At 60.8% G+C, this 26,678-nt stretch carries 21 protein-coding genes, 1 tRNA gene and 1 pseudogene; 11 read left to right on the top strand and 12 right to left on the bottom strand.

Going from position 1 to position 26,678, the window contains the following annotated elements; all coding sequences use genetic code 11:
* The first annotated feature begins 253 nt into the window (after positions 1-253).
* From B2M20_RS16820 to B2M20_RS16840, 5 genes are all read left to right on the top strand, one after another.
* Positions 254-1,699 carry an MFS transporter gene (locus tag B2M20_RS16820; protein WP_244553573.1) on the top strand — a complete coding sequence of 482 codons (1,446 nt, stop codon included), beginning with the start codon at positions 254-256 and terminating at the stop codon, positions 1,697-1,699.
* Positions 1,696-2,505 (top strand): trehalose-phosphatase, encoded by an 810-nt coding sequence (gene otsB / locus B2M20_RS16825; RefSeq protein WP_079448185.1) that lies wholly within the window; start codon positions 1,696-1,698, stop codon positions 2,503-2,505. Before B2M20_RS16820 ends, otsB begins: the two co-directional genes overlap by 4 nt.
* Positions 2,502-4,295 (top strand): glycoside hydrolase family 15 protein, encoded by a 1,794-nt coding sequence (locus tag B2M20_RS16830; protein WP_079448186.1) that lies wholly within the window; start codon positions 2,502-2,504, stop codon positions 4,293-4,295. The genes otsB and B2M20_RS16830 overlap by 4 nt, the downstream gene beginning before the upstream one ends.
* Before the next feature lie 180 nt (positions 4,296-4,475).
* Positions 4,476-5,951 carry a trehalose-6-phosphate synthase gene (locus B2M20_RS16835; RefSeq protein ID WP_079448229.1) on the top strand — a complete coding sequence of 492 codons (1,476 nt, stop codon included), beginning with the start codon at positions 4,476-4,478 and terminating at the stop codon, positions 5,949-5,951.
* Positions 5,952-6,312: 361 nt separating this feature from the next.
* Positions 6,313-6,402 (top strand) — tRNA-Ser (locus B2M20_RS16840).
* A 273-nt stretch (positions 6,403-6,675) separates the two neighbouring features.
* Here the strand turns inward: B2M20_RS16840 and B2M20_RS16845 are convergent.
* Positions 6,676-7,141: pseudogene (locus tag B2M20_RS16845) on the bottom strand (ATP-binding protein); the annotation flags it as partial.
* Positions 7,142-7,188: 47 nt separating this feature from the next.
* The gene (locus tag B2M20_RS16850; RefSeq protein ID WP_079448187.1) at positions 7,189-7,569 is read right to left on the bottom strand and encodes a hypothetical protein; all 381 of its coding nucleotides are present in this window, start codon (positions 7,567-7,569) and stop codon (positions 7,189-7,191) included.
* Positions 7,570-8,988: 1,419 nt separating this feature from the next.
* On the opposite strand from B2M20_RS16850, the gene B2M20_RS16855 reads away from it, so the two are divergent.
* Entirely contained in the window at positions 8,989-9,429 is a 441-nt protein-coding gene (locus B2M20_RS16855) for a globin family protein (RefSeq protein WP_079448188.1), read from the top strand.
* An 82-nt stretch (positions 9,430-9,511) separates the two neighbouring features.
* Here B2M20_RS16855 and B2M20_RS16860 read toward each other — a convergent pair whose 3' ends face one another.
* Entirely contained in the window at positions 9,512-11,461 is a 1,950-nt protein-coding gene (locus tag B2M20_RS16860) for a 3-hydroxyacyl-CoA dehydrogenase NAD-binding domain-containing protein (RefSeq protein WP_079448189.1), read from the bottom strand.
* A 131-nt stretch (positions 11,462-11,592) separates the two neighbouring features.
* On the opposite strand from B2M20_RS16860, the gene paaG reads away from it, so the two are divergent.
* The 4 genes from paaG (at position 11,593) to B2M20_RS16880 (ending at position 14,986) form a co-directional block, all read left to right on the top strand.
* A complete protein-coding gene (gene paaG, locus B2M20_RS16865) occupies positions 11,593-12,387 on the top strand; it encodes a 2-(1,2-epoxy-1,2-dihydrophenyl)acetyl-CoA isomerase PaaG (protein ID WP_079448190.1) in 795 nt (264 codons plus the stop codon).
* Positions 12,384-12,833, top strand: coding sequence for a hydroxyphenylacetyl-CoA thioesterase PaaI (gene paaI / locus B2M20_RS16870; RefSeq protein WP_079448191.1), 450 nt, complete (start codon positions 12,384-12,386; stop codon positions 12,831-12,833). The genes paaG and paaI overlap by 4 nt, the downstream gene beginning before the upstream one ends.
* A 28-nt stretch (positions 12,834-12,861) precedes the next feature.
* Entirely contained in the window at positions 12,862-14,172 is a 1,311-nt protein-coding gene (gene paaK / locus B2M20_RS16875; protein ID WP_079448192.1) for a phenylacetate--CoA ligase PaaK, read from the top strand.
* A 214-nt stretch (positions 14,173-14,386) separates the two neighbouring features.
* Positions 14,387-14,986 (top strand): TetR/AcrR family transcriptional regulator, encoded by a 600-nt coding sequence (locus B2M20_RS16880; protein WP_079448193.1) that lies wholly within the window; start codon positions 14,387-14,389, stop codon positions 14,984-14,986.
* A gap of 65 nt (positions 14,987-15,051) precedes the next feature.
* On the opposite strand, the gene paaZ is transcribed toward B2M20_RS16880, so the two are convergent.
* From paaZ to B2M20_RS16920, 8 genes are all read right to left on the bottom strand, one after another.
* Complete coding sequence (gene paaZ, locus B2M20_RS16885; protein ID WP_079448230.1) at positions 15,052-17,121, bottom strand: phenylacetic acid degradation bifunctional protein PaaZ; 2,070 nt, start codon at positions 17,119-17,121, stop codon at positions 15,052-15,054.
* Between the two features lie 82 nt (positions 17,122-17,203).
* Complete coding sequence (locus B2M20_RS16890; protein ID WP_079448194.1) at positions 17,204-17,956, bottom strand: Phenylacetic acid catabolic protein; 753 nt, start codon at positions 17,954-17,956, stop codon at positions 17,204-17,206.
* Positions 17,957-17,974: 18 nt separating this feature from the next.
* Positions 17,975-19,051 carry a 2Fe-2S iron-sulfur cluster-binding protein gene (locus B2M20_RS16895; RefSeq protein ID WP_079448195.1) on the bottom strand — a complete coding sequence of 359 codons (1,077 nt, stop codon included), beginning with the start codon at positions 19,049-19,051 and terminating at the stop codon, positions 17,975-17,977.
* Positions 19,052-19,068: 17 nt separating this feature from the next.
* A complete protein-coding gene (gene paaD, locus B2M20_RS16900; RefSeq protein ID WP_079448196.1) occupies positions 19,069-19,593 on the bottom strand; it encodes a 1,2-phenylacetyl-CoA epoxidase subunit PaaD in 525 nt (174 codons plus the stop codon).
* 9 nt (positions 19,594-19,602) lie between these two features.
* The gene (gene paaC, locus B2M20_RS16905) at positions 19,603-20,454 is read right to left on the bottom strand and encodes a 1,2-phenylacetyl-CoA epoxidase subunit PaaC (RefSeq protein ID WP_173816053.1); all 852 of its coding nucleotides are present in this window, start codon (positions 20,452-20,454) and stop codon (positions 19,603-19,605) included.
* Positions 20,454-20,738: a 1,2-phenylacetyl-CoA epoxidase subunit PaaB gene (gene paaB / locus B2M20_RS16910; RefSeq protein ID WP_079448197.1), complete on the bottom strand. Its 285-nt coding sequence runs from the start codon at positions 20,736-20,738 to the stop codon at positions 20,454-20,456. The genes paaC and paaB overlap by 1 nt, the downstream gene beginning before the upstream one ends.
* Positions 20,739-20,792: 54 nt before the next feature.
* The gene (gene paaA, locus B2M20_RS16915; RefSeq protein ID WP_079448198.1) at positions 20,793-21,782 is read right to left on the bottom strand and encodes a 1,2-phenylacetyl-CoA epoxidase subunit PaaA; all 990 of its coding nucleotides are present in this window, start codon (positions 21,780-21,782) and stop codon (positions 20,793-20,795) included.
* Positions 21,783-21,795: 13 nt separating this feature from the next.
* A complete protein-coding gene (locus tag B2M20_RS16920; protein ID WP_139372936.1) occupies positions 21,796-22,002 on the bottom strand; it encodes a thiolase family protein in 207 nt (68 codons plus the stop codon).
* 1,012 nt (positions 22,003-23,014) lie between these two features.
* Between B2M20_RS16920 and B2M20_RS16930 the strand changes: the two genes are divergently transcribed.
* Complete coding sequence (locus tag B2M20_RS16930; RefSeq protein ID WP_139372937.1) at positions 23,015-23,200, top strand: hypothetical protein; 186 nt, start codon at positions 23,015-23,017, stop codon at positions 23,198-23,200.
* A 274-nt stretch (positions 23,201-23,474) separates the two neighbouring features.
* On the opposite strand, the gene B2M20_RS16935 is transcribed toward B2M20_RS16930, so the two are convergent.
* Positions 23,475-26,669 (bottom strand): efflux RND transporter permease subunit, encoded by a 3,195-nt coding sequence (locus B2M20_RS16935; protein ID WP_079448201.1) that lies wholly within the window; start codon positions 26,667-26,669, stop codon positions 23,475-23,477.
* Positions 26,670-26,678: the final 9 nt, after the last annotated feature.

The raw sequence follows: 26,678 nt of genomic DNA on the forward strand, positions 1-26,678 counted from the left end.
GACGCGCATCAATATGGACGCGGACGAGCCAGCCCTTCGAAATCGGGGAACTAGGAAGCGGAGTGGCGCGTTTCTGGTCAGCCAACAGGCGGGAACAGGGCCTGCCAGCGGCGGCGGATTGCCGACGGAACCATGGAATATCACTTGGAATATCACTGAGCGGCCCTGAGCATTGCGCTCAACCTTCATCGTTGCTTGCGAACGGCCGGGAGAGCCGGCCGGGCAACGCGTTCTGACGACTGAAAGGTTATCATTGCAGGAACCGAAGGACCGGATCGTCGCGACAGACATTCCCGCGCGTCTCGACAGCCTGCGCTGGAGCCCATTTCATACGCGGGTCGTGACCGCCCTTGGAATCACCTGGATACTGGACGGGCTGGAGGTAACGCTCGCCGGCGCGCTGTCCGGCGCGCTCAAGGACAGCCCCATCCTTCGCTTCAGCAACCTCGATATCGGCATCGCCGGCAGCGCCTATCTTGTTGGAGCGGTTCTCGGGGCGCTGGGCTTCGGCTGGCTGACGGATCGCATCGGGCGCAAGAAACTTTTTTTCGTCACCTTGACGCTCTATCTAGCCGCGACGGCGGCGACATCGCTGTCTTGGAATGTCGCCAGCTTCGCGCTGTTCCGGTTTCTCACAGGGGCAGGCATCGGCGGCGAATATACCGCGATCAACTCGACGATCCAGGAACTGGTGCCAGCGCGGTACCGTGGCTGGACCGACCTGACCATCAATGGCAGTTTCTGGATTGGCGCCGCTCTTGGCGCGGTAGGCGCGATCGTGCTGCTCGACCCACAAGTCATCGATCCGGAACTAGGGTGGCGGCTCGCGTTTCTCACCGGCGCAGTCTTGGGACTTGTGGTGTTTGTGATGCGGCTGTGGATCCCGGAAAGCCCCCGCTGGCTAATGATTCACGGACGGCCGGACGAAGCGGTGGGCATCGTCGCCGGCATCGAACGGATAGCGGTTCGCCATTCCGACGCTCCCCCCGGAGGGGTCTGGCCGACGATCAGGCTTCGGATGCGCAGCCACACACCGCTGCGCGAGGTGGCGCGGACGCTATTCAAAACGTATCGGCAACGCGCGCTGGTGGGCCTTGCGCTGATGACCGCGCAAGCGTTCTTCTACAATGCGATCTTCTTTACTTACGCGCTGGTGCTGTCGACCTTCTACAACATTCCGGCGGAGCGGATCGGCTGGTACCTTCTGCCGTTCGCGGCGGGTAATTTTCTCGGGCCGTTGCTGCTCGGCCGGCTGTTCGATACCGTCGGACGCCGCGCGATGATCGCGTTCACCTACGGAATCTCCGGCGTTCTGCTCGCCATAACGGGCTATCTCTTCGCCACCGGCGTTCTGACCGCACAGACCCAGACGATCGCGTGGATGGTCATCTTTTTCTTTGCTTCGCCGGCCGCCAGCTCGGCCTACCTGACCGTGAGCGAGACCTTTCCCCTTGAAGTGCGGGCGCTGGCAATCGCGGTGTTCTATTCTGTGGGGACCGCGATCGGCGGCGTCGCCGGCCCGACGCTATTTGGTGCCTTGATCGACAGCGGCTCGCGTGACAGCGTATTCGCCGGATACTGTTTCGGGTCGGCGCTAATGATCGCAGCCGCGCTGATCGGCTGGCGATATGGAATCGCTGCCGAGCGTCAGTCGCTCGAGTCGGTAGCGTCGCCGCTTGCCGTTGTGGAGTCACGATGAATCAGGATGTAATGGAAAACGTGCCGAACAAAACCGCTTCCGTGACCGACGACCCCGAGCCTCGCGCGCTGCCGCTCGGTACATCTGCGCTGTTGCTCGATATCGATGGCACACTGCTCGATCTCGCGCCGACGCCCCACGAGGTTTACGTGCCTCCCAAGCTCGCTTCGGCGCTGTCGCGGCTGTTGTCGCGGACGGCTGGCGCGCTGGCGCTGGTCAGTGGTCGATCGCTCAGCGATATCGACCGGATCTTCGCACCGATGCTGTTTCCCGCTGTCGGTGGCCACGGTGCGGAGATGCGGATTTCGATCGAAAGCGAAGCCGTGGCCGCGCATGCGCCGCCGATGAATCCGGATTTAATCCAACGTTTTGCAGCGATCGCCGAACTGCATCCCGGCATCCTGGTAGAGAACAAGGGTTACTCGCTGGCGCTCCATTTCAGAAAAGCGCCGGATGTCGAGCGCGCGATCTATGATCGGGTATCGGCAATACGCGCCGACCTGCCGAACGCGCCCATAGAGGTGCTGCCAGGCAAGTTCGTCTGCGAGATCAAGCATTCGGGATTTACCAAGGCGACCGGCGTGACCGAACTGATGTCGCATAAGCCGTTCAAGGGACGGCGGCCGGTCTTCATCGGCGATGACGTAACCGATGAAACGGTCTTTGCCATCATGCCAGATCTGAACGGCTTGTCGTTCTCCGTCGGACGGCGGGCTCAAGGCGTGAACGGCCATTTTCAAGCGCCCAGCAACGTCAGGGCTTGGCTGGCCCGTCTGCTCGACGACGAACGAGCGGTCGCTGAATGACCGATCATGGGCTCGATCTCGCTGTCATCGGCAACTGCCGGACGGCGGCACTCGTCGATCCGACCGCGCGGCTGGTATGGTGGTGTTTCCCGCGCTTTGACTCGAACCCGGTATTTTCGCGCCTGCTCGCGGGGAACGAAGAAAAGGGTTTCAGCGATGTCGTGCTGGATGGCATGGCCGATTTCCAGTCGGACTATGTTCGCAACACCGCGATCGTCTCCACCGTCCTGACCGATACGCACGGCAATGCCGTACGTATCACCGACTTCGCACCGCGTTTCCGGCAATATGGCCGCATGTTCCGGCCGCCGCAGTTGTTTCGCATCATCGAGCCTATCGCGGGTCTGCCCCGGATCACGATCCGCATCCGGCCGACGCACGCCTACGGCAAGCCGCTGGTTCGGCACTCGATGGGCAGCAACCACATCCGCTATTTCGAAGAAGACGGCACCGCGATCCGCGTGACCACCGACGCGCCGCTGGCTCTGATCGAAAACGAAACGCCGTTCGTTCTGACGCGGCCGATGTATCTCGTCTTCGGCAACGACGAAGCATTTCCCGGCGATCTGGCGTCAACCGCCCAGCGTTTTGCGGACGAAACCAAAACCTACTGGCTGAGCTGGGTGCGTCGTCTTTACATCTCCTATGAATGGCAGGAAGCCATCATCCGCGCTGCCATCACGCTAAAGCTGTCCAACTTCGAGGAAACCGGCGGCATCATCGCCGCGCACACCACCTCGATTCCCGAGGCGCCCGGCTCGGGCCGCACCTGGGATTATCGTTATTGCTGGCTACGCGACGCCTATTTCGTTGTGAAGGCGCTCAATCGCGTCGGTGCGACACGGACGATGGAGGACTTCATCGGTTTTACGCTGTCGCTCGCATCGAATGCCGAGGAGGATCTCAAGCCGGTCTACAGCGTGGTTCCGAATCTGCCGCTAGATGAGTGGACTGCCGCCGATCTTCAAGGCTATCGCGGCGACGGGCCGGTGCGTGTCGGCAATGCCGCTGTCGACCAGAAGCAGCACGACACCTATGGCAGCGCCATCCTGGCGGCGCTGCCGCTGTTCTTCGACCGCCGGTTACCGCGTCCCGGTGACGAAAGCCTGTTCACGCTGCTTGAATCGCTAGGCAACAAGGCGGCCCGCGTTGCGATGACATGTGATGCCGGCATCTGGGAATATCGCGGTCGTCAGCGTGTCCATACCCACTCCGCAGCGATGTGCTGGGCCGGCGTCAACCGGCTCGCGGCTATCGCGGAACGGCTCGGCCTGCCAGAACGCGCGGCGCACTGGAATGCAATCGCTGATCCGTTGCATGCCGAACTGCTCGATCGCGCGTGGAACCCGAAGCGCGAGGCCTTCACCGCGGCATTCGGGTCCGACGATCTCGATGCGAGCGTGCTGTTGCTACCCGAACTCGGGGTTTGCGAGGTTGACGATCCGCGATTCATCAAGACTGTCGCCGCCATGGAGCGCGAGTTGCTGCGCGAAAAGCATGTGATGCGTTACGCGGCGGAAGATGACTTTGGTCTTCCCGTGACTGCGTTCCTGATCTGCCGGTTCTGGCTGATTGATGCGTGGTGGTCGCTCGGGCGGCGCGAGGAAGCGCGTGAGGCCTTTGTGGATGCCCTGGCGCATCGCAATCGCTTCGGGCTGTTATCGGAGGATATCGATCCGAAAACCGGCGCATTATTTGGGAACTTCCCGCAAACCTACTCCATGGCGGGATTGATCCTCACCGGCATGAAATTATCGCGCAATTGGGAGGATCGATACTGGCGTAGCTGATCCGATGAAAGACACTTCTCGTAAAAAGTGATGAGACAACCGTTTCATTCTCAAATGACCGGGAACTTTGAGTTTCATTCTAGACTGCCTGAATTTGGCGTCAATTTGGTAGGAAAGAGGCAGGAACCATATTGATGAACGCGCGTTTATCTGCGGGTGCAAAACCAGGAGGGGATCCTTGTGAACCTCGTTGTCGTTTCGAATCGCGTGGCGCGTGCGCGGGCTAATGAGCCCCTGACAGGCGGCCTAGCGGCGGCGCTGTTACCAGTTGTTGAAAAATCAGGAGCAATTTGGGTAGGTTCCAGCGGACGGGTACGGGACGGGTTGCACAAGGAACCCTTTGCTGAAGTTGAAGCCCTCGGATCCGGAGCACTTGCATTGCTGGATCTGCCGGCCGCGCACTACGGCGGATACTACGAAGGCTTCGCGAATTCGGCGTTGTGGCCTGCGCTTCATTCCCGGTCCGATCTCATTCGCGTGTCGCACGAGGACTATCAATCGTATCGCGAGGTCAATGCCTTCATGGCGAGGGCTCTGATGCGCTTTCGCAAGCCAGACACTGCGTTCTGGATTCAGGATTATCATTTCCTCTCGCTCGGTGCCGAACTGCGCGATCTGGGTGTCAGCAATCCGGTCGGTTTCTTCCTGCATACACCCTGGCCGGCTCGCGCCGTCATGGGGGCGGTGCCGCATCATCGCGAATTGATCGAAGCGATGCTGGCCTATGATTTGATCGGATTCCAGACCGACGACGACTGCGAAAATTTTCTCAGCTATCTTCAATCGGAACTCGGCCTCAAGATACAAGACGGCGTCGTGACGTCGCGTTACGGCAAGTCGCGATGCGCCGTATTCCCGATCGGAATCGATGTTGAGAAATTCGCGTTGCAGGCCGCCAAGGCATCCTCGCATCCCGACGTCTCGCGATTGCGCCGCAGCCTGAACGGAGAACAACTGGCGATCGGCGTCGACCGCCTCGACTATTCGAAGGGCCTTGTGAATCGGATCAATGCATTCGATCGCTTGCTGGTCTCGAACCCCGTGCTGAAGCGCACTGTCTCGCTGCTGCAAATTGCGACGCCCTCCCGCGGTATGATCGAGGCCTACGGCAATCTGCAGAGCGAGCTTGCGAAACTGGTCACCGACGTCAATGGCCGCCACGGTGAAACCGACTGGATGCCGATCCGCTACCTCAACCGGGGATACAGTCAGACCGTGCTGGCCGGCCTCTATCGCACGGCGCGCGTAGGCGTGGTGACGCCGCTGCATGACGGGATGAATCTCGTCGCAAAGGAATATGTGGCCGCGCAGAATCCCGCCGATCCGGGGGTGCTGGTATTGTCCAAATTTGCGGGCGCGGCGAACGAGTTGCAGACAGCGCTCCTCGTCAACCCTCACGAAATCGACGGGATGGCCCGCGCCATTGCCGCCGCATTCGCGATGCCGCTGACAGAACGCAGAACGCGTTGGGAGGCTATGATGCGGAAGCTGCGTGCCGGGACCGTCCAGCAATGGTTTACGGACTTTTCCGAAGCACTGGAGGAGGCGCGCGTGGCTAACAAAAAGATCGCAAGCGACCGTCCCGCTGCTGCGGTAACACCGAAATCATGGCCGCTGCATGTGGTGGGTTCGCGTAGCGGCGCCGGCGTTCACTAGGGCGCTTCAGCTGGAGTCGGAAGAGATTACTAAGGTGATTGACCTGACTTTTCGGTAAAACGTTTTCAGTGAACTATCCTTTTCCGCTCGAAACGCACATAGAAGCGATTTTTCGCTCGGCAAAGCCGGTAATCCCAACCCGGGGCTTGCAATCCCGGGATTATCCGCGTTTCGGTCGAGATTCGTCATTTGCAAAATGGTCGCGGGAATCCACAATCGTTTCCGGGACAGCCCCTGAATGGTGAAAACGTCCTGCTAGGGCCAAGAATAACTGCATCGGTCATACTGTTAGGGAAAATCCCGACGCCACGGCCACCGCTCTCTTGCAAAAACCGGAACACCCCTTCATGAGAAGGTGCCCGGAGAGATGGCCGAGTGGCTTAAGGCGCACGCTTGGAAAGCGTGTGTGCGGGAAACCGTACCGTGGGTTCGAATCCCACTCTCTCCGCCACCCAGCGTCAGAAATCGTTATAAATCAGCACGTTACGAGTCAGGCAGCTTGCCGTCCCATACTTCAGCCCATATTCGGTTCGTGACGTGAAAAGAGTCGTCGGTAGGTATTGCCTTCAGCGGCGCGTCGAGCATGATATGCGGCTCAACGGCAATAGGAAACCGAGGAGCCGCCGAGCGCCTGGGTAAGGGCATGCGATCGGCGGTGACCTGAGTGGTTGATCCCCTCATCCGCGACATCGTCGTGACCAAGATGGATCAGCCGGCCGGTAAGCTAGCAGCTTTTAAAACGCCAATTGTCGTTACCGGCCTCTACGAGGTCGCAGCGGTGGGTAAGCCGATCGAGCAGCGCAGTGGTCATCTTGGCGCCGCCGAACACGCTGGGCCACTCTCCGAAGGAAAAAAGGTTGGTGGTGAGGATGACGGATGTGCGCTCGTCAAGCCGGCTGATGAGGTGGAACAGAAGCTGGTCGGCCGGATTGAGCGAACGGTAGGTAACCCAATTCGTCGAGAACGATGAAGTCCATTCGAGTTAGATGTTCGGCGAGCCTGCACTGATGTCCGTTGCGGGTCTTGCTTTCGAGACGGTTGACGAGGTCGACCACGTTGTAGACGCAACCGCGCGCGCCGGAGCGGATGCAGCTTCTGACGATTGCGATGGCCAGATTGGTCTTTCCGGTACCGGTACCGCCGACCAGGACAGCGATGCGTTGCTGGGCGATGAAGCCGCCGCCGGATACAATGCAACGTGATCGGAAAATGCTCTAGACGACAGCGTGCTCGGCCTTCATTGAGCTTTGCTCCTGTGTTTGCGCTCGGAAACCTCGATGCAGCGCTTGCGGTCCACTATGATGCCAGGAAGCCCATCGAGATAATCCGGCAACCAGCAGCTCCCGGTGCCTCGCCCATGATGGTTCCGAAACAACACGGCGGCGGCATCCGCCTTGCTGTGGCAGTTGGCGATGTCGCGCACCAGAACCTGCACGATCACGCTCGTTGCTTCGTCCACGGCATGCCAGCGCTTTTTCCAGCCGATAAGGAACGGGTGCCTGCGTCGCTCGGTCTCGTCATCCGTCAGCTTCCGTAGAACATCAAGGCGGAGATCAGCGGGAACGCAAGCAAGTGCGGTTTCCATGGCTGCGGTCCAAGTGTCGACAGTCTCTGTCATCGAGTCATTCCTCTACATTGCCGGCTGGCTGAGCGGTCGTGAGGGTGGTTCCTCGATCGTCTATAGACGATTGAGGATAGGCGCACGCACCTACGTATGATTACGACGAACCCGTCATACCCGTCAGGTTTAGTTTGGACCATTGTGGTAAGCTGATTGACAATTAGACTCGACCGAGGAGCATTCGTATTCCGTCCTGTCGACAAAATAGGCGCTGATCTCCGAAACTATTGCCTAATGTCCACCTTCGCAACGCTCCTCCTAGTCTCAGTTTTCGCGAGCAACTTTGCGCCGGCACGTGCCGAGGCGCCTCGTCACTTCAGTATGATTGCAAGAAAAAACCTCTCCCCGCTTGGAGCAATACACTTCTCGCCGAAAGAGCGATGCGTGCTCGCATGGCGTCATGTCTGCGCCTGCAATATCAAAGCTTGAAAAAACTTCTGAGCCTTATCCGCATTCTTGCATTTGTCTGTGCCATCGTCGGAAAGTAGCATCATATTTGGGCTGTCTGGCATTGCAACACCGCTTCGGGTACAAAATCTTCCGGGATTTTAATGTCTAGTATGACTGGCGTGTTGTCGCCCTCCTTGCCTCTCCAGGTGCAAAGGACGAATGGCGGATGGATATCCAACTTCTCCGCTTTGCCGTGCGACTTGGTCCGGCTTTATCGCTGGTTCCCGTCTATCCTTAATCATCCGCCCTACGCTTGGCACGGCCCTCAATGGTGCGCATGGCAGCCTCGTGCTCAATGCCTCCGGCGCCTTTACCTACACCGTCCATGGGCCACTTTTACTGCTCCCGCTGAGAATCCTAAAAACCCGCGGCTAGCTGGCGCGCTTGATGGCATCTGCATCTAGCGCGACCGTCACGGTTCGTGGTAAATTTGATAAGGAGAGCGCGAGAGCCATCGGCAAGTGCGCGCACCGTCACTCGTCGAACCTCCGCGCTACCCTCGGGCCTTCATTGAGGGAGGCGCCGCGCAATGGCCATCGATTTCAGGCTGACGACAGAACAGCAGAATCTGCGGGAGACCGCGCGTGACTTCGCGCAGAGCTTGTTTGCACCGCTAGTTCCCGATGCAGACGCAACGCGAAGCCCGCATGAGGCCTTCGCCAAGATCAAGCCGGCAATACCGAGTCTTATAAGCTTGAGTTCGCTATGGGCTTCCTCCCCAAGGGTAGCGGCAGCAAGTTCGACCTCCAGTTGGCCGCCAAGGAGATTTGCACCGTCGACCCGGACTTCGCGACGAACGGCACAACGTGATGGCCTAGCGCGCGGTCCGGAGCGGGCAGACGATTCGCGGGCGGAGCGAAGGTCGAGGCCCAGCGATGGGCCGTCGCGGCCTCTGACGGCTGCGGGCCGGTGGGTAAGGGGGGACTGGCTGCCAAGCCAAAATCCTGAACTGTCTTGGAGCATACAATGTCCCCTGAACAGAAGGCACTCGTGAAAGAAACGTGGCAGAAGCTTGAGCCAATGGCAGACGCGGCGACGCGCCTGTTCTACGATCGGCTTTTTGAGATCGACGCAACAACGCGGCAGCTCTTCAAGACAACCGACCTAACGGAGCAGCGCCGGAAGCTCTTTCAAACCCTCACGATGATCGTAGGGGGGCTCGATCATCTCGAGACGCTTGTTCCGACCATTGAAGATCTGGGCCGCCGCCATGCCCAATTCGGAGTCACCGACGCTCATTACGAAACGGTCGGTGCGGCTCTGTTGTGGACGCTGGAGCAAGGGCTCGGATCGGGGTGGACGCCGGAGGTGAAAGGTGCCTGGTCTAGCGCTTATGCCCTACTGGCCGATATCATGCGCGCAGCTGCTGCTCGGTCCACTGCCTCAACGGCGACAGCAAACCCTTAATCGACGTCAGGCTCGACAACAGGTCAGGTCAACATCATCGTCTTCTGAAACCCCGCACGTTTCCTGTGCCGTCCTGCCCAGTTCAAACGTCCTGCTGCCTATGGCTGTGAGCACGCGCAAACATCGGTCCGCCCCTCCAGCGCGGAAAGCCGTAACCGTGGATCTCCACGAGATCGATGTCGGACGGTTGCCCGGCAACGCCCTCGGCTAGAATCGCGTCGCCCTCCGCGGCCATTTCGCCAACCAGATGGCCAGCTATGGCGGAATGCGCCGTCATGCGGGCGATCTTCCCGGCCAACAGCTCGGCTACCACCGCAGACGGCTGCGGCTTGCGGTCCCCGGCATAGTCGTACCAGCCGCCGCCTGTCTTCTGGCCCTTGCGACCGGCGCGCACGAGAATGTCGCCAAGCGTCTCGGGCACATCCCGTCCGTTGGCGCGAGCGCCTTCACGCTGCAGGTAGGCGATATCGAGGCCACCGAGATCCTGTGCCTCGAAGGGTCCCATGGCGAAGCCGTAATCGCGCATGGCCGCATCGATCTCGGCGATGGGCACGCCGTCGTACACCAGCGCCTCGGCTGCAGCACGGTAGCGCTTGAGGATACGGTTGCCGATAAAACCTTCGCAGATGCCTGCCTGCACCGGGATCTTGTCCAGCGCCCGCGCCAGCGCAAAGCCGGTTGCCAGTGTCCGCGGCGCGGTTTCCGGGATCGGCACGATCTCCAGCAGCCTCATGATGTTTGCCGGACTAAAGAAATGCAGGCCGATGAAGCGCGACGGATCGGGAACACCTTCCGCAATGAGACGCAGATCGAGATAGGACGTGTTGGTGGCAATGATGGAGTCGGGCCGACAGAGCCTGCCAAGCTGATTGAATACGGTACGCTTAACGCCGAGTTCCTCGAACACGGCCTCAATCACCATATCGGCGTCGGCGAGAAGACCGCAGTCCGTGGAAGCCGTCACGCCGGCCAGCTTCGCTTCGGCCTGTGACTTGGTCAGCTTGGCGCGCTTCACGCCGCCCTCGAAGATGGTACGGACGTTGGCGAGGCCGCGCGCCACGGCTTCCGCGTCGCGTTCGATCAGCACGACGGGAATGCCGGCGTCCCGCAACGCCACCGTGATGCCGGCGCCCATCGTGCCGCCGCCCACGACACCCGCCTTACGCAGCGGCAAGGGCTCCACGCCCTTCAGGCCCGCCGGGCGCCGCGCCGCGCGTTCTGCGAAGAACACCGCGCGCAGCGCAGCGGCCTGTTCCGAAGCGCGTAGGTCCAGGAAGGTCTTGCGCTCGAAGGCGAGCGCCTCATCGAATGACAACTCCACCGCCATGCGCACGCATTCCAGTGCGGCGAGCGGTGCGGTTTCGCCCTTCGCCCGTTTGGCAATCGCCCCCTTCTTGTCCTCCCAAAATGTGGACGCAGGTGCCGCGACCGTGCGCTGCGACAACGGAACGGGCAGCGGCCGGGCCACAGCGTCGCTCGCGAACGCAAGAACGCTTTGTAAAAGGTCGCCTTGCACGACGGCATCGACCAGACCCATGGAGAGTGCTTTGGCTGCCTTCACCGGCTTGCCGCCCGTCACCAGCTCCACCGCCGCCTCGGCACCGACTAGCCGCGGCGTGCGTACGGTTCCCGATGCGCCCGGCACGATGCCGAGCGTCACCTCGGGCAGGCCGATCGCGGCGTCTGGCACAGTAACCCGGAACCGACAGCCCAGCGCGATCTCGAAGCCACCACCCAGCGCTGTTCCATGGATCGCGGCGATCCAGGGTTTTACCGAAGCCTCGATGCGGTTCACGAGATCGGGCAGATGCGGCTCCATCGGCGTCTTGCCGAATTCGGATAGGTCAGTACCGGCGCTGAAGGTCCGGCCGGCACAGGCCAACACCACGGCCTTCACGCCGTCGTCGGCGTCCAGTTCGGTGGTCGCATCGAACAAGGCCCGGCGAACAGCCTGGCTGAGTGCATTGACCGGCGGGTTGTCGACGGTGACGACGGCGATCTCGCCCTCGCGGGAGACGGAGACGACGGGCATATCAGACTCCCTTGCTCCGGCATCCAAATCCTCTCTTCGACTCCTCGCCCTCGTTTATCATTGACCGACCGGACGGTCTATGCATTTTATATGCTGGACGGAGAAAGCGATCGTCGAGCAAGGAAGAAGAAATGCCGGCTTCCGAAACTGTGCTCTCGGCGCTGTCCGACGGCGTGCTGTCGCTGTCATTAAACCGCCCGGACAAGCTGAACTCGTTTAACGAAGAGATGCACCTGGCGCTGCGGGCCGGCATTCAGCGAGCGCATGATGATCCGACTGTCCGCGCCGTCCTGCTGACCGGCTCAGGTCGCGGGTTCTGCGCGGGGCAGGATCTGGGCGATCGGGATCCGCGCAAGGGCGGCCCCGCGCCGGACCTCGGCCATACGCTCGAGACCCACTACAATCCGACGCTGCGTCTGATGCGTTCGCTGGAGAAGCCGATCGTTTGCGCGGTCAACGGCGTGGCGGCCGGTGCTGGCGCCAACATCGCCTTTGCCTGTGACATCGTGCTCGCGGCGAAATCCGCCAAATTCATCCAGGCCTTCGCCAGGATCGGCCTCATACCCGATGCCGGCGGCACATGGAGTCTCGCCCGCATTATCGGAGAGCCCCGCGCCAAGGCGCTGACCATGACCGCCGAGCCCTTGCCGGCCGAGAGGGCCGCCGAATGGGGGCTGATCTGGAAGGCGGTCGAGGACGCGGATCTCATGAATGAGGCACGGTCGCTCGCCGTATCGCTGGCTGCGGGCCCCACACTTGGTCTTGGCCTCACAAAGCGCCTTATTCAGGCGGCTGCGACCAACAGTCTCGACGAACAACTCGACATGGAGCGCGATTGCCAGCGAACCGCCGGCCGCAGTGCCGATTATGCCGAGGGCGTCATCGCCTTCCTGGAAAAGCGCAAGGCGGAGTTCAAGGGCGAATGAAACCCGCTTCCCAGATGACACCTCAGGAACTGGCGGAGGCATCCGCCAGAGCGATGTGGAACGACGATTCCGCAAGCCAGCGGCTCGGCATGACGCTCGACAACATCGCGCCCGGTGAAGCCACACTTTCGATGACGATCCTCGAGGCCATGTCGAACGGACATGGCAATTGCCACGGCGGCTACATATTCACCCTGGCTGACTCCGCCTTTGCCTTCGCATGCAATAGCTACAACCAGTTGGCCGTCGCGCAACATTGCTCGATCACATACCTGATCCCCGGCCGCATCGGCGATCGTCTGACAGCTACCGCCAAAGAGATTTCGCGGCACGGCAGGTCTGGCATCTACGACATCCGCGTCACCAATCAGTCGGGCGAGCATGTGGCCGAATTCCGCGGCCATTCGCGCCTAGTGAAAGGCACGCATCTGCCAGTCGAGGAATAGACCGACGGATTTCCGCAGAGAGAACACCGTGGAGAATCTGACGCCCCGCAGAGAAGACCTTGAGCCGATCGAGTATGCCTCGCGCGACGAAATCTCGGCGCTGCAACTCAAGCGCATAAAGCAGTCGATCAGGCACGCCTGCGAAAACGTGCTATTCTTCCGCAAGCGCTTCGACGAAAAGGGTGTCCATCCAGACGACCTGAACTCGCTTTCCGACCTGTCAAAATTTCCATTCACCTACAAGCAGGACCTGCGCGACACCTATCCGTTCGGCATGTTCGCCGTCCCGCAGAACAAGCTCGCGCGCATCCACGGCTCCTCGGGAACGACCGGCAAGCCGACCGTCGTCGGCTACACCAAAGGCGATATCGACATCTGGGCGGACCTGATGGCCCGTTCGATACGTGCGGCCGGCGGCCGTCCCGGCGATATCCTGCACAATGCCTATGGCTATGGCCTGTTCACCGGCGGCTTGGGCGCGCACTACGGCGCGGAGCGCTTCGGCTGCACCGTCGTTCCGATCTCCAGCGGCATGATCGAACGCCAGGTCACCCTCATCAACGATTTCAAGCCGTCGATCATCATGGTGACGCCGTCCTACATGCTGTCCATCCTGGACGAATTCAGGCGGCAAGGCCTCGACTCGCGCAAGAGTTCGCTCAAAGTCGGCATCCTCGGGGCCGAGCCATGGACCAACGCCATGCGCCTCGAAATCGAGGAGGCCTTCGACATGCACGCGGTCGATATCTATGGCCTGTCGGAGATCATGGGGCCGGGTGTCGCGCAGGAGTGCGTCGAGACCAAAGATGGCCTGCACGTCTGGGAAGATCATTTCTATCCGGAAATCATCGATCCGGTCACCGGCGAGGTCCTGCCAGATGGCAAAATGGGCGAGCTTGTTTTCACGACGCTCACCAAGGAAGCGCTGCCGATGGTCCGCTATCGCACACGCGACCTGACGCGCCTGCTGCCGGGAACGGCGCGCTCGATGCGCCGTATCGAGAAGATCACTGGCCGTTCAGACGACATGATGATTCTGCGCGGCGTCAATGTTTTCCCGACGCAAATTGAGGAGCAGATCCTGAAATGCAAGGGCCTCGCACCCCACTTCTACATCGAACTGACGCGCGCGGGCCGTATGGACAACATGGTCGTGCATGTCGAATGCACCGAGGACATGACTGACGTCGATGCCCGTGCCGAATCCGCCAGGAAGCTCGCGCACCACATCAAGAGCGTTGTCGGTGTCTCGACGAAAATCGAGGTGCGCGATCCGAACTCGGTGGCTCGCTCGGAGGGCAAGGCCAAGCGTGTGGTGGACAACAGGCCGAAGGAATAACGGTCAAGAATCGGGGATGTTTCTTCGCCCACGTCCGGTTGCTAGAGCATTTCGCTTCTGATTGAAGCAGAAGCGAAGCTCTAGATTGTTGTTTTGACGCGTTTTCTTCACGCGAACCGGTATCCACTTCGCTCGAAAACGCTATAGAACGTGTCATGTTCAGCTTCTGACGGTCACGGATTGATCGCCCGGAGCATCAGAAGGTTGGATTGATATGGCTCGGACGCGAGCGCAGGATTTCGAAGAAAAACAACTCGCCATATTGGACTCTGCGGCGAATGTGCTGGCCACGCTGGGAGTCGACAAGGCGTCCATGTCTCAGATCGCCGGTCAGGCGCGGATATCGAAAGCCTTGCTCTATCACTATTACCCAAGCAAGGACGCACTCGTCTTCGCGATCATCTTCACTCACCTGGAGGAACTCGACTCGGATCTGGAAGCGTCCGACGATCCGGCCATGGGGCCTTCAGTGCGACTGAAGTTTCTCGTCGGCGTCGTGCTCGAGCACTATCGCGGAGCCGGCGACCGGCACAAGGTCCAGTTGAACGCGATGAGCCTGCTGACCGACGAGCAGAAACAGGCGATCACCGAAGTTGAAAGGCGGATCGTGCGCCGGTTCGCGGGCGTTGTGCGCCAGATCAGTCCACGCCTGGACAACCGCGAGCGCCCCCTGGTCATGCCGGTGACCATGTCGCTCTTTGGCATGATGAACTGGATGGATATGTGGTTCAAGGACGGCGGCCGCATCAGCCGCGAGGATTATGCCGAGGTTCTCACCACGCTCATCCTCGGAGGCATTAAGGCAGTGCGTTGAGAGAGGGCTGCCACAGCGGTCGAACCGAACAGGCCCCACTTCTTCCGACGCAACCGTTTGACCTGTTATTCGGCCGCCGCTTGTGCCGGCGGCCAGATCTTCGCCACCATCGTCAGCACATCATATTGCGCAACGATCTCACCCTTCTGGTTGGTGACTTGGCAATCCCAGTGCACCTCGCCATGGTTGGCGTTTTCGCGCGGGTTGATTTCCTTGCAGGTCAATCGCACCTGCACCGTGTCACCGAAATAAACCGGGGTGAGGAAGCGCATATTGTCCACGCCGTAGTTGGCTAGTACCGGGCCGGGATTTGGCTCAACGAAAAGGCCGGCGGCGAAGGAGGCGATGAGGTAGCCATGGGCCACGCGGTCGTCGAAGAACGGGTTGGCCTTGGCCGCCGCCTCGTCCATGTGGGCGTAGAAAGTATCGCCGGTGAAATGTGCGAAGTGCTCGACATCGTCCAAGGTGACCTGCCGCTTCGCGGTCATTAACTGATCGCCGATCTTCAGTTCCGCCAGCGACTTGCGGAAGGGATGCTCACCGTGCTGTACGTCAGCGCCTTCGATCCAGCGCCCGGTGACGGCCGACAGCAGACGCGGCGTGCCCTGCACGGCGGTGCGCTGCATGTAATGCTTCACACCGCGCATACCGCCCATTTCCTCGCCGCCGCCGGCGCGGCCCGGACCGCCATGGACAAGCCCCGCGAGCGGTGAGCCGTGGCCCGTCGATGTCTTGGCGGAGCGGCGGTTTCCGACAAGCACCCGGCCATGGAACGGCGCGACACCGAGGACGACCTCTTCCGCCACCTTCGGATCGTCAGTGAAGACAGATGAAACCAGCGAACCCTTGCCGAGCCTGGCCAGTTCGACGGCCTCCTCGATCGAGTCATAGGGCAGCACGGTCGAGACCGGACCGAACGCCTCCACATCGTGGACCTTGAAGGCGCCGAAAGGATCGTCGGCATAAAGCAGGATCGGATTGAGGAAGGCTCCCCTCTCCGCATCGCCGGACGCAACCCGTACGTTATCCGGATTGCCGGCAACGATCTCGGCGTCCGACAGCAGATCCTGAATGCGTTCGCGCACTTCGGTGCGCTGGTGGAGCGACGCAAGCGGCCCCATGCGGGTCGTCTCGTCGTCTGGCAGGCCGAGCGCGGTCTTGCCCAGCATGTCGCCCAGTGCCTTGACCAGCGCATCGACATGGTCGCGCGGTGCGATCACGCGGCGGATCGCGGTGCATTTCTGGCCGGCCTTCACCGTCATCTCGCGCATCACTTCCTTCACGAACAGGTCGAACTCCGGCGTGCCAGGCGTGGCATCCGGACCGAGGATCGAGGCGTTCAAGCTGTCCGCCTCCATCGTGAAGCGCGCCGAATTGGCGATCACAGCCGGATGCGCTTTCAGCTTGCGGCCGGTCCAGGCTGAACCGGTGAAGGTCACCACGTCCTGTCCGGTGACGTGGTCGAGCAGGTCGCCGACCGAACCGGAAATCAGTTGCAGCGCTCCCTCCGGCAGGAGGCCGGTCTCGATGATCCGCCGCACCATCAATTCGGTCAGGTAGGCCGTCTGCGAAGCAGGCTTCACCACCGCCGGCACGCCGGCAAGCAAGGTCGGCGAAATCTTCTCCAGCATGCCCCAGATCGGAAAATTGAAGGCGTTGATGTGGACCGCGACGCCCTGCAGCGGCGCGTAAATGTGTTGCGCACTGAAGCTGTTGTCCTTCGACAGCGGCTCCATATTGCCGTCGGTCAGGATACGCGTGTTCGGCAGTTCGCGCCGGCCCTTCGAAGCGAAGGTCAGCATCGTGCCGATGCCGCCCTCGATGTCCACCCAACCGTCGGCGCGGGTGGCGCCGGTGCGGAAGCTTTCGGCGTAGAACTCTTCCTTCTTTCCCATCAGCGCAAGACCGAGCGCCTTCAGCATCGCCGCGCGCTCGTGGAACGACATGGCGCGCAGCTTCGGGCCCGCGACACTACGCCCGTAGTGCAGCACTTCCGCGAAATCGAGGCCCTTGGAGTCGATCAGAGCCACCGTCTCGCCGGTGCCTGCGTCGAGCAACGGTAAGCCGTCACCCTTGCCGGCGGTCCACGCCCCATAGACATAGCTCTCCAGTCGACGGGGGGCTGCGCTTGCCATGATGACCTCCTTGATCTGGTGGAACGGACGAAGCGCGAGTGCCGGGTCCAAAATCCTGAGTGTCAACTTCGGATTCGGTACACTAGAGACCAAGCATGCCGAGCTTTTCGCCGCTTACGTTTTCCCACTGCGCCAGCAATTCCTCGTTGGAGGTATGGCGCAGACCGAGTTTTCTCAGCGTATCGAAACGGCTCGAGCCCACGACACCGAAAGTGGTCGCAACGCGCGGGTTCCAGTAGGCGATTGCTTCCCGTGCGGCCTTCTTACCCTCTGGTGTCGAAGCAATCCGTTGCAGGCCCTCGTAGCCCAGTTCGGCATGACGCCGTTCGCGCAGTGCGATCTCGCGGAAGACGTCCGCCAGCGGCGCATAGGAGACGCGGGTCAGTTCGTTCATCTGGATGCCGGTCGCCAACCCTTGCAGCACGTTCATCACCACCGCATCGGTCCAGTTCTCGATCGGATAGTGAAAGACGGCGAGTCGCATGTCACCGCCCCGGCGCGCCGCGCCGAGATCCGCGTTGCGTTCGACCCTCGCGCTCCAGTCGTGCTGCGCCTGGTAGCGGTCGGCATCGGTGCCGAAGTCGCTCATGATGTTCAGAACGCGCTCGGCATGGTCCGCCTTTTCGAGCGTGATACGGCTTGCCGCGATGCGCTCCTTGATGCCAGGTGCGAAGTTGATCGCTCCGGCGAAACCGGCAGAGGCCGCCAGTTCGCTGTCGACGAAAGACGACATCAGCCGCATCAACTCGCCGCGATAGCGCGCCGGCGCGTTGTCGGGCGCGGTCAGCACACCGCCCCGGGCGAGGTAGTCTTCGATATTCATCGTATCGGCCATGCGCTCCGCTCCTCAACGCTATTCGTCGTAGGTCACGACGAGGCGGCCAGTCAGTGGAAACGCCTGGCAGCTCAGCGCATAGCCCGCGCGCACCTCATAGTCCTCCAGCGCATGGTTCACCGCCATTTCCACTTCGCCTTCCAGTACCTTGCAGCGGCAGGTCGAGCACACTCCTGCCTTGCAGGAGTAGGGCGCATCCATATTGGCGGCGAGCGCGGCATCGAGCACGCTCTTACCCTCGCGCGGCATGATGAAGCTGCGGGTCGCTCCATCCAAAGTCACCGTCGCTTCAACCCCAGTGCCGGGTACGACGGCCGTCCTGGACACGGCCTTGACCTTGGCCCGGCCCGGCTGGCCGGAAGCAAACAGCTCGAACTTAATCTGCGTGTCGTTCAACCCGTGCTCGCGCAGCGCCACGGCAATCGCCAGCATCATCGGCTGGGGGCCGCAGATGAAAGCCGTGTCGATAGAGCCAGCATCGATCCAGTGCCTGAACAGAGCCTTCACCTTGTCGCCGTCAACGCGGCCGGTGAAGAGATCGATGTCTTGCGACTCAGCTTCGAGAACATGGATCACGGAGAATCTGCCGAGATGCTGGTTTTTCAGATCCTCCAGTTCCTCGCGGAACATGATCGAGCTGATCTTGCGATTGGCGTAGACGAGCGTGAAGCTTGCGTAAGGCTCCCGGGCGAGCACGGTCTTGATGATGGAGAGCACCGGTGTGATGCCCGAGCCGCTGGCGAATCCTATGTAGTTCCTCCGCGCATCCGGTTTGATCGGCGTGAAGAAACGTCCCATCGGCGGCATGGCTTCGATCTCGTCGCCGGCTGCAAGGGCCTCATTCGCCCACGTCGAGAACGTGCCGCCATCGACGCGCTTGATGCCGACCTTGAGAACACCTTCGTCGCACCCGGCGCAGATCGAATAGGAGCGGCGCAGCTCATCGCCGTCGAAGTTACGGCGGAAAGTCAGGTACTGACCCTGCGTGAACGCGAACAAAGCGCTGTCTTCCGCACGCGGCATCAGCGTCACTACGACGGCATCGCGCGTCTCGCGCCGCACGTCCGTGACTTTCAAGGGATGGAAGCGAGCCATTCGAGATGCTCCCGCTCTCAAATGCATTTGAAATAGTCGAATGGCTCAAGACAGTCCTTGCAACGGTAGCTCGCCTTGCAGGGCGTTGAACCAAACTGACTCACTTTTTCCGTTTGCTTTGACCCGCAGCGGGGACATGCGATGATCAGGTCCGATCGTCCCGCGAGTCTGAAGGCGCGACCGGTGAGGCGGCTATCCGCAGCGGTTCCGTCGATCGGCGGCACAATGCCGTAATCGTGCAGCTTCTCTCGGCCCTCGCGGCTGATCCAGTCGGTCGTCCAAGGCGGAGAAAGCTGGCGCTCGAGTCTGATCTTCTCAACGCCACGGTCACGCAGCGCGCGCTCGATATCCAGGCTAATGATGCTGGTGGCGGGGCATCCCGTATAGGTCGGGGTCACCGTCACCACCAAAGTGTCATCGTCCCATGCGACATCGCGGATGATGCCGAGATCGGTCAAAGAGATGACAGGGATCTCAGGGTCGGGAATCTGGCCGAGCCAGTCCCATACCTGATCGGTGCGGGGCAGCGTGCTCGTCTGCATGGCCGGACCTCACCAGCTTGCACCAGGATAGGCGCGCTGCAGGAACTGCATATCGGCGAGGATGTAGCCGAGATGCTCGGTGTGGATGCCGCGTTTGCCGCCCTTATGGGCGAACTTGCTCTCCGGAATCGTCAACGTCGCCGCAGCAAGCACGTTGCGCACCGTCGTCTCCCATGCCGCGCGCAGGCTTGCGGGGTTCGGCGCGATACCCGCAGCGGCGACCGCCTCGTCCTTCTCGTCGGCCATGAACATTTCGCCGACATAGGGCCACAGCGCATCGAGCGCGGCCTGCATGCGGCGATGGCTCTCGTCGTTTCCATCTCCGAGACGCACGATCAGATTCGACGTTCGCTCGACATGATAGGCCACTTCCTTGCAGGCCTTGGCGGCGATCTCGGCGACCCGCCGGTCGGACGACGTCGCCAGCGCCTGAAGCAGGGCAAGGTGATAGATGTCGAACAGGAAATGCCGCATCAGCGTATGACCGAAATCACCGTTGGGCCGTTCGACGAGCAGCAGGTTGCGGAAGTCCCAGGCGTCCCGCAGATAAGCGAGATCGTCCGCTGTCCGGCCCTTGCCCTCCACCTCGGCGGCGAGGCCGAGCCAGAGCTGGGTCTGGCCGATCAGGTCCAGCGCCATGTTGGCCAGCGCGATATCCTCCTCCAGCGTGGGCGAATGTCCGCACCATTCCGAGTCCCGATGCCCCAGGATCAGGGTCGTGTCTCCGATTTGTAGCAGGACTTCGAAAAAGGCGGCCTGGTTGGCACCGGGCGAAAGGGCATGCAGCCCCTGACCATGCGCGGCGGCCTCGCGGGCGAGGTCTGCTGTGTCGGCCTGGGCGACATCGGGAAGCGATGGCATCACATATGCCCCACTTCTTCAGGTATCTCGTAAAAGGTCGGATGGCGGTAGATCTTCGTGTTCGCGGGATCGAACAAGGGCCCCTTGTTGGAGGGGCTCGATGCGGCGATGTCGGACGAACGCACCACCCAGATCGAAACGCCTTCGTTGCGGCGAGTATAGACGTCGCGGGCGTGCAGGACCGCCATTTCGGCGTCGGCGGCGTGCAGGCTGCCTACATGACGGTGGCTCAGACCATGCTGGCCCCGGATGAACACTTCCCAGAGCGGCCATTCCCTGGACATGCTTTCTCTCCCGTGACTGGGTCGGAGCCGCCGAACGGCGGCTTGACCCGATTGCTACTCGCGGGCGACGGCGTATGGGCGCGCGGCCTTCTTGTCGGCATGCGCCACCAGCGCCTCGCGGAACCACGCGCCGTCCTCCCACGCCTTCACCCGCGCGCCGAGGCGGTCCTTGTTGCAGGGCCCATTGCCGGCGAGCACATCGTAGAACTCGTTCCAGTCCGGCTCAGAGAAGTCGTAGCCGCCCTTTTCCTCGTTCCACTTCAGGTTCGGGTCGGGAACTGTCAGGCCGATGAGCTCGGCCTGCGGCACTGTTTGGTCGACGAACTTCTGGCGCAGTTCGTCATTGGTGTTCATCTTGATTTTCCAGGCCATGGACTGGGCGGAATGGACCGAATCCTTGTCCGACGGGCCGAACATCATCAGCGTCGGGTACCAGAGACGGTTCAACGCATCCTGCGCCATGCGCTTCTGCTCAGGCGTGCCGGCGGCCATCTTCATCATGATCGCGTAGCCCTGCCGCTGGTGAAAGCTCTCCTCTTTGCAGATACGGATCATGGCGCGGCCGTAGGGGCCGAAGGAGGTGCGCTGTAGCGGCACCTGGTTGATGATCGCGGCGCCGTCCACCAGCCAACCGACGGCGCCCATATCCGCCCAAGTCAGCGTTGGATAGTTGAAAATCGAAGAGTACTTCATGTCGCCCGAATGCAGGCGCTCCATCAGTTCGTCGCGCGAAATACCGAGCGTCTCGACGGCGCAGTAGAGGTAAAGGCCATGGCCGGCCTCATCCTGAACTTTGGCCAGCAGGATCGCCTTGCGTTCCAGCGTCGGCGCGCGGGTGATCCAGTTGCCTTCCGGCAATTGCCCGACGATCTCGGAATGCGCATGCTGGCCGATCTGGCGGACCAGCATTTTGCGGTAACCTTCCGGCATCCACTCTTTAGGCTCGATCTTTTCGCCGCGGTCGATGCGCGTCTGAAATGCGATCTCTTCCGGCGTCATTTCGTCTTTCAACCTGCCTTCCGATTTCACGAGCTGCGCATACATGGCTCGGTTCTCCTCAGACACGTTCGACGATGATGGCGATGCCCTGTCCTACGCCGATACATATGAGGTCATCTACCGCCGACCAACCAACGTTGGGATTGCGAGCCATCAAACCCCTTAGCGGTACGGCCGCCAGATCGTCGGCCCGAACCGAACTCAAAGCACCGCCATACCTCCCGATGGGCGTTCTGAGCGCATTGCAGATCAATGCCTCCAGCACCCAGACCCTCTAATTCGTTGACCGACCGGACGGTTTATATCATTATTGCGCTGCCCCTGAAAGGGCGGTCCTGATTTTTTGTCGCTTGCTGCTGAACGCCTCCCGCGCGTTGGGGCCATTTTCACACTCGGAGCCGTGAATCCGAGCGATAACACCACCTAACGTTGACTGATGCTTACAGAAGCGCGGAAGGGATCGGCTGGGGCACATAGCATTTGCAATCCACGCCTCCGCCGACCTCTTGCACCCCTACTCCAGCCCATACATTGCGACGCGATTGGCGCGACGAATAGTGAACTGACGCGACCTAAAACGACCAGCTTGCTGTTATGGCAGAGGACTATGTTGAACATCGGCGAACGTGTGCGAAAGACGGCAATCTATGCTGATTTGGACACTCTCTCCGCCATAGCGCGTCAGAAGTCATACTGCGCTCCAGTAGTTTCCGGATCTGGCTGCGTGCTGGATGACTCCGTCATGATGCAGCTGAAGGATGGACAACAGATGACACTGACACCAGCAGTCCTTCTATGAAGGCCTGCTGGTGTTCATGTCGTCGACCGGAACGCCTGCCGCACCCAACCGGCAAAATTCCTCGCGCTCCCTTGATCAAGAACAAGGTGCCTCGGTGCTCGTGCGCGCGCAGCGACCGTTACGGCAACCTAAGGACACGAGAGGAAAGGCGGTCAGCACGAGGAGTATCACGTCGTGTCCGCAACGAACGCGCCAGCGGTAGGCACGCGACATCATTGGCCCGCGATGCCGTTTCATCTCCTCGCAAATGTCACGATTTCAGAGCCACTATGCTGCAATCGTATCGCAGGTATGCTGATTTCGCACTGCACGGGAAGTCAAAGTCCTGTTAACCGTTGCCCTGCTTTCGCGGAGGGGGCGCCAAAACTTCCGGCTCTTCCTGATGACTATCACGCGCCTGTGTTCGACCGTCTTTGGACCGGTAACAGATAGTTAAGGTTTCTCGCTGCTAAAAAAGAAGGGCAGATAGGGTGTGCACATGCTAGTCTGGAACCCCACGAATTTTACGAAGACACCGGATAACAACCGGGCCGGCTGGGCTATGGCAGGCGCGGTCGTGGTGCTGATGGCCAGCCTTGTGTATTTCACGAACGGGCGCAGCGGCCATGTGACGCCTCACGGGCACGAGCAGCATGCCGCTGTTCACTTTCAGCTGCACAAATAAGCTTGAGCCGCACACGGCGAAAGCCGCCGGGCCTTGCGCGAACCGCCGGGCCTTGCGCGAACCAGAGGCTGCCCAGCTCGGTATGAGCTTCTAGCAATGAGCGATAGACGAAAGTTTGCTTGAACCTTTTATCGAGTTCGAGCGCCTAATCATTGCTGGGGATTTCAGGGCCCAGTGCGTATTAGCCAACGCCGGCAGCGAACATACTCCGCTGTCCGGCGTTGTGCGTTTTTGGGGCATTGGTGCCGCCAGGGCTAGTTGACGGTGTGCGTGATCATTCTGCGGCCCTCCGTGTGAGTTCGAAGTTGACCACTTGCTCCGGATGCTTGCGTCCAAATAAGACATAAAGCGCGGGCAGCACGAACAACGTCAGCAGTGTCGCGCTGATCAGCCCGCCTATCACCACGGTGGCGATTGGCTTTTGAACCTCCGCGCCCGTGCCAGTGGCCAACGCCATCGGGACGAAGCCAAGTGAAGCCACCAGAGCCGTCATTGCGACCGGCCTCAGTCGGGTCAGTGCCCCTTCATAAATCGCATCCAATTTTGCCAGGCCTTGCGCCATGAGCTGCTTGATGAATGTGAGCATCACCAAACCGTTGAGGACCGCGATCCCGGACAGGGCGATGAATCCTACCGCCGCCGAGACGGAGAACGGCAAGCCGCGCAGCCAGAGAGCCAGTACGCCTCCGGTCAGGGCAAGAGGCACGGCGCTAAATACCAGCAAGGCATCGCGAGCCGAGCCGAGAGCGCTCATCAACAGCAAGAAGATCATCAGGAAGCACGCGGGAACCACGATCGACAAACGCCAACGGGCCGCCTCCAGATTCTCGAACTGCCCGCCCCATGTCATCCAGTAGCCGGCAGGCAGCTTCACCTGCGCATCGATTTGCGCGCGCGCATCGTTCACCACGGAAGCGATATCGCGATCGCGCACGTTGGCGGTCACCACGACGCGGCGCTTGCCATTCTCGCGGCTGACCTGGTTGGGGCCTTCGCCAAATGTAAAAGTCGCCACTTGGTCCAATGGAATGGTTAGGGGAACCGCGCCCATCGCGGGAAGGGATACGGGCAAACTTTTCAAGGCATCGAGATCGTGGCGGATTGTTTCGGGCAACCGCACGACAATCTCAAAATGCCGGTCACCTTCAAACACGACGCCAGCATCCCGCCCGCCGATTGCCGCGCCGATAACCTCCTGCACCGCCGCCAGGCTGAGGCCTCGCCGGGCGATCTCAGCCTTGTCCACCGCGATGTCCAGAACCGACAGGCCGCTGGCTTGCTCGACTTTGATATCCTTGGCGCCCTTGGTGGCCCTTAGGACGCTCGCGACCTGGTCGGCGGCGCGCAGCAAGGGCTTAAAATCATCGCCAAAGATCTTGACCGCGACATCGCCACGCACTCCTGCCAGCAGTTCATTGAAACGCATCTGGATGGGTTGGGTGAACTCATAATTGTTACCAGGCAGCTCACGCACTGCCGACTCGATTTGTTGGATCAAGGCCTCCTTGGAGAGATTTGGATTAGGCCATTGCTCCTCTGGCCTGAAGATAATGAAGGTATCGGCGGCATTCGGTGGCATCGGGTCCGTTGCAATTTCGGCCGTGCCGGTCTTCGAAAAAACAAAGGCGACCTCCGGCAATGCGCTAACCGTCTTTTCAATCTCGATTTGCATAGCCTGCGATTGCGCCAGGCTGGTGCTTGGAATACGCAGCGCGTGCATGGCGATGTTTTTTTCGTCCAGCGTCGGGATGAACACCTGGCCCAGGTGGACGAACACCAGCACCGTGGCGGCGAACATGAGGGCCGCACCTACCATCACCGGCAGCGGATGTTTGATCGTGCGCATCAGCAAAGGTGCGTAGGATTTTTTCAACCGCCGAACGATGCCATTGTCGCCTTCGGCGACACGACCCGTAATGAATATGGCAATCAGCGCCGGCACGAACGTCAGCGACAGGACGAACGCTGCGGCCAAAGCGAGGATGACAGTCAGCGCCATCGGCTCAAACATTTTACCCTCGATCCCGCTGAAGGTCAGCAACGGTACATAGACCAGGATGATGATTGCTTGGCCGTACACAGTAGGGCCGATCATTTCCTCTGCGGCGCCACGCACGGTGTCCAGACGCTCCGAAAGAGAGAGCGCGCGGTCTGAGGTGGCCTGGCGTTCGGCGAGGTGCCGCAGTGTGTTTTCGACGATGATGACCGCGCCATCGACAATCAGACCGAAATCCAGTGCGCCGAGACTCATCAGGTTAGCGCTGATGCCCCCCTGCAACATGCCGGCTGCCGTCATTAACATGGCGACGGGGATGACAAGGGCGGTGATGAGCGCCGCGCGGAAGTTCCCGAGCAGCACGAACAGCACGAGGATCACCAGAAGAGCGCCTTCAACGAGATTGGTGGCGACGGTCCTCACCGTGGCGTCCACAAGCTGAGTACGGTCGAGCGCTGTTTTGAGTTCAATGCCGGCCGGCAGGGTGCGGCGTACCTGGTCGATCTTGGCGTCGACAGCTGCCGCCACGGTGCGGCTATTGCTGCCAATCAGCAGGAGCGCCGTGCCGACAACGACCTCGTGGCCGTTCTCGCTGGCGCTGCCAGTGCGGATTTCACCGCCAATTGCCACTTGAGCAACGTCGCGGACACGTACCGGTACCGAACCTCGCGTGCTGATAACAACATCGCCAATGTCCCTGAGATTTTCGAGTCTTCCACCGGTACGCACGGCGATCCCTTCGCCGTTGCGCTCGATGACGCTGGCGCCGCGGCTGACGTTATTGGCTTCAATGGCGCGAGCGACGTCACCGAAGGACAGGCCCAGCGAGGTCAACTTCAAGGGATCAGGTCGGACGTGGTATTGCTTCACATAGCCGCCGATGGAATCGACGCCGGCTACGCCCACCACGCTCTTGATCTGCGGCCGAACCATCCAATCCTGCACGGTACGCAAATAAGCGGCGCGCTCCACGTCCGTGTTGAGTCGCTCGCCTTCTGGCGTGACGTAAGCACCGGCATCGGGCGATGTGGGAGCAAAGCCGATCGACCACATGTAGATTTCACCCAGGCCGGTAGAGATAGGCCCCATCTTCGGATCGACACCGGGCGGCAGGTTCGGACGCAATTCCAGCAAACGTTCGCCGACTTGCTGGCGCGCGAAATAGATGTCCGTTTTTTCCGTGAAAACGGCTGTTACCTGGGAGAAGCCATTGCGCGAAATTGAACGGGTGCTTTCCAGGCCGGGTATGCCGGCAAGCGCGGTCTCGATGCGAAACGTCACCTGTTTTTCGATTTCGACCGGCGACAACGCGAACGCCGTGGTGTTGACCTGAACCTGCTTGTTGGTGATGTCGGGGACGGCATCGATGGGAAGTCGGATTAACGACCACAGGCCCAACGCCACGGCACCCACGCTGAGGAACACCACAACCCACCGGTACTGAATCGATAGCGCGAGAATGCGGCTGATCATGGTCACCCC

The sequence above is a fragment of the Nitrobacter vulgaris genome (genome assembly GCF_002028545.1).
Classification (GTDB): domain Bacteria; phylum Pseudomonadota; class Alphaproteobacteria; order Rhizobiales; family Xanthobacteraceae; genus Nitrobacter; species Nitrobacter vulgaris.